Raw genomic sequence first — 13,083 nt, forward strand, 5'->3', positions numbered from 1 at the left:
CATTGATTTAGATGTTATTTTCAGAAGTGGCTAACTTGTACTTGAAATTTACCAAACAAAAACTCCACCTTTTGCGGGTGGAGTTTTTGTTATGCATTCAGCACTTGGTTCAAGAATGTCTGCAGCCGCGGGTGCTGCGGGTGGTCGAAAATCTGTTCCGGTGTGCCTTGCTCCAGAATCTTACCATCACCGAAGAAGACGACGCGGTCGGCAACTTCCTTTGCGAAGCCCATTTCGTGGGTCACGATAACCATGGTCATGCCTTGCTTGGCGAGCCGACGCATAACGCCGAGGACGTCGCCAACCATTTCGGGATCCAGCGCACTGGTGGGTTCGTCAAACAGCATGATTTCGGGTTTCATTGCGAGGGCGCGGGCGATGGCCACCCGCTGCTTTTGGCCCCCGGACAGGGAACTGGGGTTGTCGTCGGCCTTCTCGCTCAGGCCAACGGTGGCCAGGAGCTTGTCGGCTTCTACGTTCGCTGCGTCCTTGTCCATCACACCGAGTTCGACGGGTGCCAGGGTAATATTCTCCCGCACGGTCATGTTGGGGAAGAGGTTGAAGTGCTGGAACACCATGCCAATCTTCTCGCGGATCTTGTTGATGTCCACGCCTGGTTTGGCAATATCCTCACCGTCAATCATGATTTCACCGGTTGTCGTGGTTTCGAGGCCGTTAATCATGCGCAGGACGGTACTCTTCCCGGCCCCGGATGGTCCGATGAGCACGACGACTTCATTGTCTTCAACCTGCAGGTCCACGCCCTTGATGACGTCGTTGGCACCATATTGCTTGTGCACATTTTTCATTTCTACACGTGTTGTCATTATGCATTCACCTTCTTCTGGACCCAGTTAGATAGCCACGTTAATACCGTGATGATGATGAGGTAAATCAGGGCAACCATGGTCCAAATCTTAAAGCCTTCCATGTTGCGGGCGATGATAATCTTCCCGGTTTGCGTCAATTCGAGCAGGCCGATGACGGAGAGGATGGAGGTATCCTTCAGCGTGATGATGAACTGGTTGATGAAGGATGGAATCATGATCTTAATCCCCTGCGGCAGAATTACGCGGCGCATGGCCTTGCTCCACGGCAAGCCGAGCGAACGCGCGGCTTCCATCTGCCCGTTGTCGACGGACTCGATGCCCCCCTTAACGAAGGCGGCGGTGTAGGCCCCTTCGTTAAGGGTCAAGGTGATAATCCCGGCGATGAAGGCAGGAATCTTGGTGCCGGTTAGGCTTGGAATCCCGGTGTAGATGAACAGAGCGAGCACCATGAGGGGCAATCCCCGGAAGATGTAGATGAAGGTGGTTGCCGTGCCCTGGGCGAACTTATTCGGGGTCGCGCCTAGCAAACCGATGAGGATTCCAACAATGGTGGCACAGAGGATGGCCACAATCGTCAGCAGCAACGTTTCGCCGAGTCCCTGCAGCAGGGTGCCACTGTTGGTTTTGAGCAACCCGAGGAATGAGTGGTTGGTTTCCTGCGTGGACTTGTTGGCTTTTTCCTGTGACTTGGTGGAGCCGTTGCCCAGGTACTTAGCGACAATCTTGTCGTACTTACCGTTAGCCTTGAGCTTCTTAATCCCGTCGTTGACCATGTTCAGGAGGTGCTTATCGCCCTTCTTGATGGCAATCCCGTAGCTGCCAGATTCGGCAGGTTTTGTGACAATCTTCAGCGCCAAACCGGTCGCAATCCCGTACTGCATTACGGGCTGGTCTTCGAAGCAGGCCGCGGAGTTACCGGTGATGACGTCCTGGTACACGTTGTTGGAATCGTCGAAGGTGACGACGGTCAGATTGTACTTGGACTTGATGGAGTTGATGTAGTCGGCGGAAGAAGTCCCAGTCTTGACCGCAACCTTCTTCCCGCGCAGATCGGCCAAGCTCTTAATGGTGGAGTTCTTCTTCACCGCGCCCACAACCCCGGACGTGTAGTAGGGGTCGGACATCTCGAACTTCGCTTTGCGTTCAGGGGTGATGCTCATGCCGGCAATGGTTCCGTCGATTTGGCCCGCTTCAAGCGACTGCACCGCTGCGTTGAAGCCAAGCGGTTTGATGTTGACGTTGAAGCCTTCTTCTTTGGCAATCGCGTGCATCAGGTCGATATCGATGCCGACGTATTTGTTGTCCTTGTTCGCGAATTCGAACGGCGCGAAGGTTACGTCCGTACCGATTGTGTAGGTCTTCGCGGCCGCGCGCACCGTACTTGTTTGCGTTGTAACTAACGCTACCATACCGACAAACAGCGTGATAACGGCGGTCCAGAACCAATTGCGTTTCATAAATGCCACCACTTTCGTAAAAATAATGTATTAAGGATAGCTTAAATGACAGACAAATGTCCATGGACTTTGTCAGGTTACCTGACATTGAGGCAAATTGTGGCAAAAAGATTGGGATTGAGGCGCAAAAAACGCATGCGCGGCGGGGCGACATGCGTTAAATAGGTTATTCCCGCTCCCCAATTCGTCGCCGCTTCTTCTTCGGCTGCCAACTCATGGCGAAGACGGCGAGGAGGACGGTGATGATGCCTGCCAGTTGCAAGGGATGGAAGTCGAGGTTCAGGAAGAGGACGGAGAGGATGGTGGCGGTCATCGGCTCGAAGTTGCCAATCATGCTGGCCACAGCGGGAGCGAGGATGCGCAGGCTGGAGACGTAGAGGATGTAGGCGAGGAAGGTGGCGCCGAAGATCACGAAGAATACGGCGAGCCAGAGCGTTGGGGTCAGGCCGCGGGGGATGCGCCACATGGGGTGCAAGATGTTGCCGACAATGCCGCCGAGCATGAGCCCCCAACCGACAACGATGATTGGTTCGTAGTGATTCAGCAACGGGCGCGGCAGCATGGTGTACGCGACCCCGGTGCATGCCCCCATGACGCCCCAGAAGATGGCGAGTAGCGGCACACCGAGCTCATGCACGTTGCCGTTCGTGACGAGGAAGAACACGCCGAGGAGCGCGGCGATGATGGCGATGGTATCAATCGGCCGCGGCATGGACTTCTGGCGCACGCTGACGATGATGGTAATCATGGCGGGGACGAGCGCAAGTAAGATGGTGGCCACGGCGGCGTTCCCGTAGAAGATGGCCAGCAGGTAGGTGAGCTGGGCGGCCGCGACGCCGAACAGCCCGAATGCAATCAAGCGCACGGCGGCGCGGCGATCACGCCAGATAGCCCAAATGTCTTTTTTCGTTGCTAGTGCCAGCAGTAGCATCACCAGGCCGCTCCAGAACATGCGCATGCCGCTGAGCCATTGCGGGGTAGCGGCGGTGTTGTTGAAGATGATATTGCTGCAGACGCCGCCGACACCCCACATGCAGGTGCCGATACCCGCCTGGATGGCCGCGCGTAGTTTCGATTGTTGCATAATATGTATTCCTTTCGCCGGCGCTGGTTCGCCCAGTATGTTTAGCGCCAGAATTCAGTATAGTGGTTGGCGTCGCGCTTGGCTAGATTGTGGCGGCAGAAAATAACGTAGAGAATTTTTCTACTATATATAACTCTGCCAAGGGCCAGCGTATACTGGTGAATGAGGTGGGGTAAAATGAAAAGCATTCGGTTATTCTTTGCGCCCGGCGGCAGCAAGGCGGACATCAGCAAAATGTTCGACGTCTGCGGGGGCGTGTTCGTCCTTGCGTATTTAATTGGACTGTTGTGGCGGTTGCGGTTTGGACTTGATGTGCTTGGGGTGGGCGCAGTCCTGACCATCGTACCGCTAAGCAAGTGGTTTGAACGTACGCGCATGCCGCATCTTGGGGCGGTGCTGCTGGCCATCGTGCTGGGCTTCCTGCTGCTTGCAGGGACCAGCCTGTTGTTATTAGTCATGGGGGCAGCGTTTGGGCGCCCGTAGTCAATTCCGATTGTTTTGCTCGGCTCGCGGTGTAATGTTAACCGTTTACACTGTGGTGCTGGGTGCTGTGTGGTAAAATGGGTCAGTAACACCGATTGGAAATGAGAGGAGCAATTGCAAAACTCATGCAAAAAATCAAAGGCACAATCAAGCTGCCGGCCTTCCTCGAAGACGTCCGGCTCCGGTATGTTTCGCTAGCGATGGTGGCCCTCGCGGTTGCGGGGATTATCATTGCGTTCTTCATTAAGCCATTGTTAGCGCTGGGCATGACCGTTGTTTTGATTGGTATTCTCCTTGCATCCTTCTACACGCTGGAGACGATTACCAAGAATACGAATAAGTACATCGCCAACCTGTCGTACCGCATCAAGCGTGGGGAGCAAGAAGCCCTCGTGCGGATGCCGATGGGGATTCTGATGTACGACAAGAAGATGAACATCGAGTGGCTGAACCCATTCCTGCGTACATATTTTGGGGATGAACCCGCACTCGGCCGCAACTTAGCCGACGTTGACGGCGAACTCGCCGCCATTATCGCGGGCCATCAGGACAGCAAGGAACCACGGCTGGTCCACTGGGGTGAGAACCAGTTCGAAATCACGGTGCAAAGCAGCATCGGGGTCGTCTACATGATGGACGTCACCCGGTACGCCGCCATCGAGCAACGGGCCGCAGACGAGAAGATTGTCATCGGCCAGATTTTCCTCGATAACTACGATGAGGTCACCCAGAGCCTGGATGACCAGCTGATTTCGAACCTCAGCAATTACGTCACCACGGAATTGACCACGTGGGCCACCAAGTTCGGGTTCTTCGTTAAGCGTGTGGATGAAGACCACTTCATCCTGATTGCTTACGCGAAGGCCTTGCGTGCTGTGATTGCCGACAAGTTCCGCATCCTGGACACGATTCGGGAAGGGACGTCGAAACAGAATGCACCGCTGACGCTGTCCATCGGGATTGCGTACGGTGATACCGACCTCGGCCAGCTCGCATTGACCAGTCAATCGAATCTGGACCTCGCGCTTGGTCGTGGCGGGGACCAGGTTGTGGTTAAGGCCCGCACTGGTGAGGCCAAGTTCTACGGCGGTAAGACCAACCCGATGGAAAAGCGGACCCGCGTGCGGGCGCGCATGATTAGTCAGGCACTGCAAGAGTTGTTCAAGCAGACGGACAAAATCTACGTGGTTGGCCACGGCCGGCCCGACATGGACAGTATCGGGGCCGCTCTCGGGGTGCGCCGAATTGCCCAGATGAACGGTAAAGAATGTTACGTCGTTCTGGACCCCACGAACCTGCACTCTGACGTGGAACGCCTGATGGAGAAGGTGGCTAGTGATCCAGAACTGGCTAACCAGATTATCACCCCCGAAGCTGCAATTGGCGGGGCGACCGACAAGTCGATGCTCGTGATGGTCGATCACAGCAAGCCATCAATCACGACGGCGCCGGAGCTATACACCAAGCTGCAGAACCGGGTGGTCATCCTGGATCACCACCGGCGCGGCGAGGAGTTCCCCGACAACCCGATGCTCGTGTACATCGAACCGTACGCCAGCTCGACGTGTGAGTTGATTGCCGAAATGTTCGAGTACCAACCACAGGGGAGCGCACCACTGAACAAGCTGGAAGCCACCGCGATGCTCGCGGGAATTACGGTCGACACGAAGAACTTCGCGCTACGGACCGGGACCCGGACCTTTGACGCGGCCTCTTACCTGCGTTCAATGGGGGCCGACGCCAAGCTAATTTCGAACATGCTGAAGGAGAATCTGGACTCATACATTCAGAAGAACCACCTGATTGATGGCGTCGAAATGATTGGCGACAACATGGCCGTTGCATGCGGTGAAGAAGTGAAGTCCTACGATCCCGTGATTGCGGCGCAGGCGGCAGATACACTGCTGTCGCTGTCTGGGATTGATGCCAGCTTCGTGGTTACGAAGCGACGGGACGGCAAAGTCGGGATTTCTGCCCGCAGCCTTGGTGACATCAACGTGCAACTCATCATGGAACGGCTGGGCGGTGGGGGTCACCTCAGCAACGCTGCCACCCAGATGGCCGGCGTGACCGTGGCCGATGCGAAGGGCGAGCTGCTCAACGCGATTCACAAGGAGCTCACACAGGAAGACGATTAGCCGCGGCGACATTTTCAGGCTTTTGACCGCAATCCGCGTAAACCCTTGGCGTTTTGCCGGTTAGATAGGTAAACTAATAGTATCAACAAAGGAATAAGCCCGACTGCACGCGGCCGGGCCCAAACGGAGGTATTCACAATGAAGGTTATTTTCACCGAAGACGTACGTGGTAAGGGCAAGCGCGGCCAGCTCAAGGAAATCCCTGACGGTTACGCGAACTTCCTCATCAAGAACAACAAGGCGAAGGCCGGCACGCCCCAGGCTATCAGTCAGCTGAAGGGTCAGGAGAAGGCCGAAGAGAAGAAGGCCGCTGCGCTTAAGGCTGAAGCCGTGGCCTTGAAGACCAAGCTCGAAGACGACAAGACCGTGGTTGAAATCAAGTCCAAGGCTGGTGCCGACTCCCGCCTGTTCGGCTCCGTCCCGAGCAAGCAGATTGCTCAGGCCCTCGAGAAGCAGTTCGGTTACAAGGTCGACAAGCGCAAGATCGACCTACCCGAACCCATCCGCGCGCTGGGTTACCGGAATCTGACGGTGCAGCTCGCACCCGGTGTGGACGCGAAGATTCGCGTGCACGTCGTGGAACAGTAATATAAGCGAATGCCCCCTAACTTGCAATTCAGGTTAGGGGGCATTTTTTTAATGTTGACTAGTGCTTTGGCGTGCTGGCGGTAAGCTGTTGGTCTGAGGTACAACGAGATTGACACTGAAGGTCAGTAAGGTCAAAATAGTTATTAGAATCGTTCTTTTTGCTTTCATAATATATTCTCCTATATTTGCAATGCTATTATCAATTAGTAACGGATGGTGAGCGACATGAACTATGGTCAAAAGTTTAAACTGTTACGTAAGGCGAAGGGGTTTGCACTGAAACAATTAGCAGACGAAACTATCTCAATTTCGGCCATCTCCCGGTTTGAAAACGGTAAGGCTGATTTGGGATTGCAGACGTTGGACCGAATATTAACTAAGATGCATAGCTCGCTGATGGAATTTATGGAGCAGCATCCAACGCGTACTAGTCGTGATGTAAGTACAAACATCTACAGTCTTGTGGGCAATATGCAAGTGGAGCGAAACGTTTCCGGATTACAGGATCTGTTTCAGACTGTGCATGCAGAATATTTGCAGAATAGCCAACTTGAAACACTTGTTCATTTGGCGGTGATTGCGACTGCGCTCTACTCATTAACTGGTAAAAATGTGATGCGCGCAAAAGAAATTGACCGCATCTACAACAGCGTGTTTGATGTTGAGGTTTGGGACTCAGATACACTAACTGTACTCGGCAGTATTGCGGTGCTCCTCGATCCGCCGCGACTGGAGATTGTGTTCAACGATTTGGTTAGTAACGCGCCGACAATCATGCGCCAGGACTTCATTGCGGCCGGCGACTTGTGGGACAACATGCTTAATTGTTATGAGATTGCGCTTGGACGGGATGTAGAGATTGCGACCAGAATGCACGCGAAATTATCCCAGCTGGCGGTGCCGTACCTTGCGCTTGATTACCAAATCCGAATTTACTTTTTGAACCAATTGTTTGCGGGCCTAACCGGGAAGGATGAACTGGAGCGACTAACGGCAAAGAAGAACGTTTTTGCGATTATCGGGTTGTTAATTGATGTTGGGAACCCGCTCGTGGCAAGGCAGTACGCGGATATTGCGGACGGGGTGCTGGAGGGAAATTAATTTTTCAGTCAACAAATGCGCAAGATGACTTTGCAGATAGGGGAAATTAGCGTTTTTCCCTGTATTTTGTTAATTATTATGGCTACTTTTTCCCACGTGTGAGAATAAGCGTCGGGTTGCAATTGCTGGCAGTAATATTTAGGCAACAGTTATCAGTAGAGCAGACTAGTTGATTGAGGTGCGCATCCATGGAAACGTTAAAGCACAAGTGGCATTTGAATAATTGGCAAACGGTGCTGGTCGCATTCGGCAGTTGCTTGTTGTGGCTGGCATGTGGCTATTACCTGCCGCTTGCTGTGCACATCCATGTCAGCGAATGGCGAATTGGGATTTCCCTGGCCACACCAGTTCTGGCGGTACTGTTGGCCCTGCTCTGGCATTACAAGCTCGGTGTCCGTTACCCAATCCGAATCAAGGGGCTGCTAGTGGGGTTGTTAATGGGCTGGCCCTTCATCTGGCAAGCAATAACGTATCTTCCGTGGACCAAGGCATTGTACACAATCTATGACTGGCAAACGTACCGGCCAATGTTCATGTTGGTGGTGCTGGAATCGTTGCTGACCGGGATTGAAGAGGAATTGCTGTTTCGCGGTACGCTGATGGGCCTGCTGAAGAAGGCATTTGCGGACCGTAAACATGCCAACCTGTTGGTGATTGGTCTGTCCGCGGTGTTTTTCGGGTTGCTGCACTTAACCAATATGACTGCAGACATCGGCTCCAATCAGCAGGTTATTCAGGAAGCTCTGTCCGCGGTTGCGTTCGGTATTTTCATGGGCACGATTTATCTGCTGACGAACAACTTGCTGCCGGTGATTCTGTTGCACACGATGCAGGACATTCAGCCGCTGAACACGATTTTGTGCCGGCACGAGTCAGCCGTGAAGAATTATTCGTTCGACTGGTCCGGCATTATCTCTGGACTGCTGCTCATCGTCCTTGCCATCGCGCTCAGTGCCTGCTACTGGTGGCTGAGTAGCTACCTCAAGAAACGCCGTCTGCGTGCGGCCGTTAAGTAAAAAATCTGCTGCCCCGTAACTGCATGGTTGCGGGGTATTTCTGTGCCCGTCGGTAGCAAAATCATTGGTTATGCGCAATAATATTGTTGTAGTAGCCACGAGGAAAGTGTAGTTAAGCAGGCATGCTTAACCATACCCTGGAGGATAACATGACAGAACTCGATGATATTTTTAATGCTATCAAAGCCGACCCGCAGAACGCGGAGTACACCGCACGTGGCGTTGATCCACTATATGCGGTGGACCCGGCGGCGAAGATTGTCCTGATTGGGCAGGCGCCCGGCATTCGAGCGGAGCAGTCCAAGATGTATTGGAATGACCCCAGTGGCGACCGACTGCGCGAGTGGATGGGCATTGACCGGGATACGTTCTACGACCCGAAGCAGGTGGCCATCATCCCGCTGGACTTTTACTACCCCGGGAAGGGCAAGAGCGGGGACTTGCCGCCGCGTAAGGGTTTTGCGGAGAAGTGGCACCCGCAACTGCTTGCAGCCTTGCCGAACCTGCAGTTAACGGTGCTGATTGGGATGTACGCGCAGAAGTATTATCTGGGTAAGAACCGTAAGCGGACGCTCACCGACACCGTGCACGCATACCAAGAGTACCTGCCCAAGTATTTCCCCCTCGTGCACCCATCGCCCCGGAACCAGCTGTGGATGAGCCGTAATCCGTGGTTTGCCGAAGACGTCCTGCCCGACTTCAAGCAGCGTGTCCACACGATTTTACAGTAATAGCCAAACGCAACTAACTGATTAGCAAAAGAAACGGAGATTGATATGCGTCCCTTCATGGATATTTTGACCGACCCCAACGGTTACATTATTGATTACCACGACCAGGACCAGAGCCTGCAGCCCCACGCGCGGAACCTATGCTGGCAGCTGAACCAGATTGATCCGCTTGACGATGCAGCGCGCCGGGCAGTATTGAATGAACTCTTCGGTACGCTCGCACCAACTGCGAACGTGCACTCGGGCTTCCAGTGTGACTACGGGGTGAACATCCACGCGGACGCGGATGTCTTCATCAACTACAACGTCACCATGCTCGACACCTCGCCGATTAAGCTCGGCGCGGGTAGCCTGATTGGTCCGTACAGCGTGCTCGCCTGCCCGAACCACGCCTTGGATGTGGGGCAGCGCCGGTTCGGCATCTGTGCCTCCAAGCCGATTACCCTGGAACACGACGTCTGGCTAGGCGCGCACGTTACCGTCGTTGGTGGCGTCACGATTGGCGCCGGCAGTGTCATTGGCGCCGGCAGCGTGGTCACCCACGACATTCCCGCGGGTGTGGTCGCGGTCGGTTCCCCCGCGAAGGTCGTCCGCAAGATTACCCCGGCGGACAAGATTCCGGATGCGGAATTAACGCCGCGCGACTAGAAGAAAGAGGCACCTGCTAACGGATGGTTGGCAGGTGCCTTTTGACGTCTACGCCCAAAATTCCCGACCAATCTGTTTGTTCTGGCCGGTCTTAATTTCTGCTACTTTATGGTAGAATTTACTAAGCCGTGCACGTGCAGAATGCGTGCACATGAACCAGTCACCCGCACGCGTTGCGGGTCAGTGCGAAGGAGGATCATCGATGGACGAACCAATCAATAACCGGCAGATGCCGTTCAATAATGAAGCGGAACAAGCGGTTTTGGGGGGCATTCTGCTCAAGCCCGAGACCGTGGCGGATGCGCAGGAATACGTGACGGCCGATGACTTCTACCGCCGTGCGCACCAGCTGATTTTCGCCGCGATGGAGGAAATCTCGGACCGCGACGACGCCATTGACGTGGTCACGGTACAGGAACAGCTGGAGAAGAACGACAGCCTGGAAGATGTTGGTGGGATTCCATACCTGATGGAACTCACTGATGCCGTGGCGATGGCCACCAACGTCAGCTACTACGCGCGGATTGTGAAGCAGAAGGCCACGAGTCGGCGGCTGATCAACGCGGCCACCGAGATTGCGACCCGCGGCTTCGACGACAACGACGACCCGAACATCCAGCTGGAAGAAGCCGAAGAGCAGATTTCCCGCATCGGCCAGGGTGGCGGGAATGACTTCCGCAAGATTCGCGACGTGCTGGGCGACGCGATGAATAACATCGATGAACTCATCAACCAGCACGAGGAAATCACGGGGCTGGCCACCGGTTTTGCCGACCTGGATAAGATGACCACCGGGTTCCACGAAGACGAAATGATTGTTATCGCCGCCCGTCCCGGGATGGGGAAGACTGCGTTCGCGCTGAACATCGCGCAGAACGTCGGGACCAAGACGGACAAGGCCGTTGCCATCTTCTCCCTCGAAATGGGGGCGGAATCCCTGGTTAACCGGATGATTTGTAGCGAAGGTAACATCAACGCGAACCACCTGCGCACCGGGCAGCTGACGCCAGAAGAGATGCAGAACCTCATCATCGCGATGGGGAGTCTGTCCAAAACGAACATCTACTTCGACGACACCCCGGGGATTCGCGTGGGGGAAATCCGGGCGAAGTGTCGCCGGCTGGCGCGCCAGCCGGATGTCGACCTCGGCCTGATTATCATCGACTACCTGCAGCTGATTGAAGGTAGTGGCCAGGAGAACCGGCAACAAGAAGTGTCCAACATTTCCCGGCAACTGAAGAAGCTCGCCAAAGAACTGCACGTGCCCGTCATCGCGATGTCCCAGTTGTCACGTGGCGTGGAACAGCGTCAGGACAAGCGGCCCGTGCTGTCGGATATTCGTGAATCCGGGGCGATTGAACAGGATGCCGACATCGTGGCCTTCCTCTACCGTGAAGATTACTACCGGGACGAAGAGGGCGTCGATGATGATGACGGCCCGAAGGAAGATCCAGAAGACCAGGACGTTGGGGAAATGGAAATCATCTTGGAGAAGAACCGTTCCGGGGCGCGCGGCACGGTTAAGTTGATGTTCGTGAAGTCACTGAACAAGTTCTCCTCCATCGCGTACCAAGGTGGTGCCCCGCACTAAGCCTTGGGCGCAGAAAGTAAATGAGGCAGTAAATGGACGGAATTGTAATGAGCCTGGTAACGGCCCGCACGCAGCATCTATTAATTAATGTCTACCAGCACGATGTGGACGATTTCTATACCGGTTACGTGCAAGCCGTCGCCGACGACGGGGTGGTTTTGCGAACCTTTAGCGATGCCGGCCTCGCCGACGGTTTCGCGTTCGTGGCGCTGCGGGCGATTGACTCCATTGAAGTGGCCGGTGCCGACCTCGACAACATGGCCTACCGGATTGCGACCGCCGACGAGCTGCGGTTCCGCGCCACGCCGGCGGCACCGCTCGCCATGCCGCTACACGACGATAACCCGCTGCTGTACCAAGTCGCCGAGAACATGCGGCGGACGGGGCAGGCGGTGCTCTGTGTCACCATTGACGCTGAGAATTACCTGGAAGGGCAAATCGTGGCGGTGCACGAGGACAACCTGGAGTTATCCGTCTTCAATAAGTTCAATTACACCGACCGCCGTCGCATTCAGGTGGACTACTCAAGTCTGCAGGTGCTGGAATATGAGGGCTATGATTTGATGCTGGAGACCGCGCTGCTTGCTCAGCGGGCAACCCTCACGCACACGCCAACGCACCGGTACCCGAACAACAACAACGCGGACAAGATTTTGCAGGCGGCTCAGCAAACGAACCAGCTCGTGGCGGTCCTTGCCCGGCAGAATTTCGAAAACTTCTACGTCGGCCGCGTTATCACCGTGAACCAGCAGTGGGCGGTCATTCGCCTCATCGACATGGCTGGGCAGTTCGGCGGGTACACCCTGCTGCGGGTCAGTGCGGTGCATTCCGTGATTATCGCGTCCGATTACCTGACGACCATGGACTTTTATGAACGTTGGGGGCAGGCGCACAGCTTTATTCAGGTGCCAGTATTGAATCAGGAACGCGAATTCGATGCGGACAGCGATTTGCTGGGTGATTTGCTCAGTGAAGGCGAAATCTTCGGCCGCGTTTACCGCGTTCGCGGCACCCAGGATAATGGCGTGGAGCCAATCATGGGCACGCCCAGTGCGGTAGATCAGGACAGCTTCACGATTATCCCGACCGGGGCCAACGCTGAAGCCGGACAGACTTTCCGTAACAGCGAGGTGCAGGCCCTGAGTTTCGGCAACGTCTACACGTTCTTGCAGGAGCGGTGGCTGAGCGACAAGGAGTAATCCCAAGTGGGAATCGCCGGTAGTGGTGATTCCCATTTTTAGTGGGCGCCGGGCATGTTTCACGTGTGACATAATTGCCTTAGGTTAGCGTTTTTGCAGCTAATGTTCGGGTTTTACCCCCACAAAAGGGGTAGGCACCCCCAATTGTTCCCACGAAAACCGGATTAACCCTTGCTGATTGTTCGGGTTATTGATATTATTGTTAAGGTTTTTGAAA

General features: G+C 54.9%; 12 protein-coding genes. 9 read left to right on the forward strand and 3 right to left on the reverse strand.

What is annotated here, in order from left to right; translation table 11 throughout:
- Positions 1-89 precede the first annotated feature (89 nt).
- The 3 genes from FC18_RS05800 to FC18_RS05810 form a co-directional block, all read right to left on the reverse strand.
- Complete coding sequence (locus FC18_RS05800; protein ID WP_156300921.1) at positions 90-830, reverse strand: amino acid ABC transporter ATP-binding protein; 741 nt, start codon at positions 828-830, stop codon at positions 90-92.
- A complete protein-coding gene (locus FC18_RS05805) occupies positions 827-2,287 on the reverse strand; it encodes an amino acid ABC transporter substrate-binding protein/permease (protein WP_054679239.1) in 1,461 nt (486 codons plus the stop codon). Before FC18_RS05805 ends, FC18_RS05800 begins: the two co-directional genes overlap by 4 nt.
- Positions 2,288-2,453: 166 nt before the next feature.
- Complete coding sequence (locus FC18_RS05810; RefSeq protein ID WP_056975713.1) at positions 2,454-3,371, reverse strand: DMT family transporter; 918 nt, start codon at positions 3,369-3,371, stop codon at positions 2,454-2,456.
- Between the two features lie 177 nt (positions 3,372-3,548).
- Between FC18_RS05810 and FC18_RS05815 the strand changes: the two genes are divergently transcribed.
- The 9 genes from FC18_RS05815 (at position 3,549) to FC18_RS05855 (ending at position 12,866) form a co-directional block, all read left to right on the forward strand.
- Positions 3,549-3,854 (forward strand): hypothetical protein, encoded by a 306-nt coding sequence (locus tag FC18_RS05815; protein ID WP_054679229.1) that lies wholly within the window; start codon positions 3,549-3,551, stop codon positions 3,852-3,854.
- Positions 3,855-3,979: 125 nt separating this feature from the next.
- Entirely contained in the window at positions 3,980-5,992 is a 2,013-nt protein-coding gene (locus FC18_RS05820) for a DHH family phosphoesterase (protein ID WP_054679226.1), read from the forward strand.
- A gap of 138 nt (positions 5,993-6,130) precedes the next feature.
- On the forward strand, positions 6,131-6,580 hold the full coding sequence (gene rplI / locus FC18_RS05825; RefSeq protein WP_054679223.1) for a 50S ribosomal protein L9: 450 nt from the start codon (positions 6,131-6,133) through the stop codon (positions 6,578-6,580).
- 225 nt (positions 6,581-6,805) lie between these two features.
- On the forward strand, positions 6,806-7,681 hold the full coding sequence (locus tag FC18_RS05830; RefSeq protein ID WP_054679221.1) for a helix-turn-helix domain-containing protein: 876 nt from the start codon (positions 6,806-6,808) through the stop codon (positions 7,679-7,681).
- 188 nt (positions 7,682-7,869) lie between these two features.
- Positions 7,870-8,697, forward strand: a complete 828-nt coding sequence (locus FC18_RS05835) for a CPBP family intramembrane glutamic endopeptidase (RefSeq protein WP_054679218.1) — start codon at positions 7,870-7,872, stop codon at positions 8,695-8,697.
- 149 nt (positions 8,698-8,846) lie between these two features.
- The gene (locus FC18_RS05840) at positions 8,847-9,428 is read left to right on the forward strand and encodes a uracil-DNA glycosylase family protein (protein ID WP_054679216.1); all 582 of its coding nucleotides are present in this window, start codon (positions 8,847-8,849) and stop codon (positions 9,426-9,428) included.
- A 45-nt stretch (positions 9,429-9,473) separates the two neighbouring features.
- Positions 9,474-10,076 (forward strand): sugar O-acetyltransferase, encoded by a 603-nt coding sequence (locus FC18_RS05845; protein WP_054679214.1) that lies wholly within the window; start codon positions 9,474-9,476, stop codon positions 10,074-10,076.
- Positions 10,077-10,278: 202 nt separating this feature from the next.
- Positions 10,279-11,667, forward strand: coding sequence for a replicative DNA helicase (gene dnaB, locus FC18_RS05850; RefSeq protein WP_054679211.1), 1,389 nt, complete (start codon positions 10,279-10,281; stop codon positions 11,665-11,667).
- 32 nt (positions 11,668-11,699) lie between these two features.
- Positions 11,700-12,866 carry a hypothetical protein gene (locus FC18_RS05855; RefSeq protein WP_054679208.1) on the forward strand — a complete coding sequence of 389 codons (1,167 nt, stop codon included), beginning with the start codon at positions 11,700-11,702 and terminating at the stop codon, positions 12,864-12,866.
- Positions 12,867-13,083: the final 217 nt, after the last annotated feature.

Source organism: Lacticaseibacillus sharpeae JCM 1186 = DSM 20505 (assembly GCF_001436225.1).
Lineage (GTDB): Bacteria > Bacillota > Bacilli > Lactobacillales > Lactobacillaceae > Lacticaseibacillus > Lacticaseibacillus sharpeae.

Excerpts from the sequence above, each read along its gene's own strand:
- FC18_RS05845 (WP_054679214.1), top strand. The coding sequence starts at position 9,474 with ATGCGTCCCTTCATGGATATTTTGACCGACCCCAACGGTTACATTATT.
- FC18_RS05830 (WP_054679221.1), top strand. The coding sequence starts at position 6,806 with ATGAACTATGGTCAAAAGTTTAAACTGTTACGTAAGGCGAAGGGGTTT.
- FC18_RS05855 (WP_054679208.1), top strand. The coding sequence starts at position 11,700 with ATGGACGGAATTGTAATGAGCCTGGTAACGGCCCGCACGCAGCATCTA.
- FC18_RS05840 (WP_054679216.1), top strand. The coding sequence starts at position 8,847 with ATGACAGAACTCGATGATATTTTTAATGCTATCAAAGCCGACCCGCAG.
- FC18_RS05805 (WP_054679239.1), bottom strand. The coding sequence starts at position 2,287 with ATGAAACGCAATTGGTTCTGGACCGCCGTTATCACGCTGTTTGTCGGT.
- FC18_RS05810 (WP_056975713.1), bottom strand. The coding sequence starts at position 3,371 with ATGCAACAATCGAAACTACGCGCGGCCATCCAGGCGGGTATCGGCACC.
- dnaB (WP_054679211.1), top strand. The coding sequence starts at position 10,279 with ATGGACGAACCAATCAATAACCGGCAGATGCCGTTCAATAATGAAGCG.
- rplI (WP_054679223.1), top strand. The coding sequence starts at position 6,131 with ATGAAGGTTATTTTCACCGAAGACGTACGTGGTAAGGGCAAGCGCGGC.
- FC18_RS05835 (WP_054679218.1), top strand. The coding sequence starts at position 7,870 with ATGGAAACGTTAAAGCACAAGTGGCATTTGAATAATTGGCAAACGGTG.
- FC18_RS05815 (WP_054679229.1), top strand. The coding sequence starts at position 3,549 with ATGAAAAGCATTCGGTTATTCTTTGCGCCCGGCGGCAGCAAGGCGGAC.
- FC18_RS05820 (WP_054679226.1), top strand. The coding sequence starts at position 3,980 with ATGCAAAAAATCAAAGGCACAATCAAGCTGCCGGCCTTCCTCGAAGAC.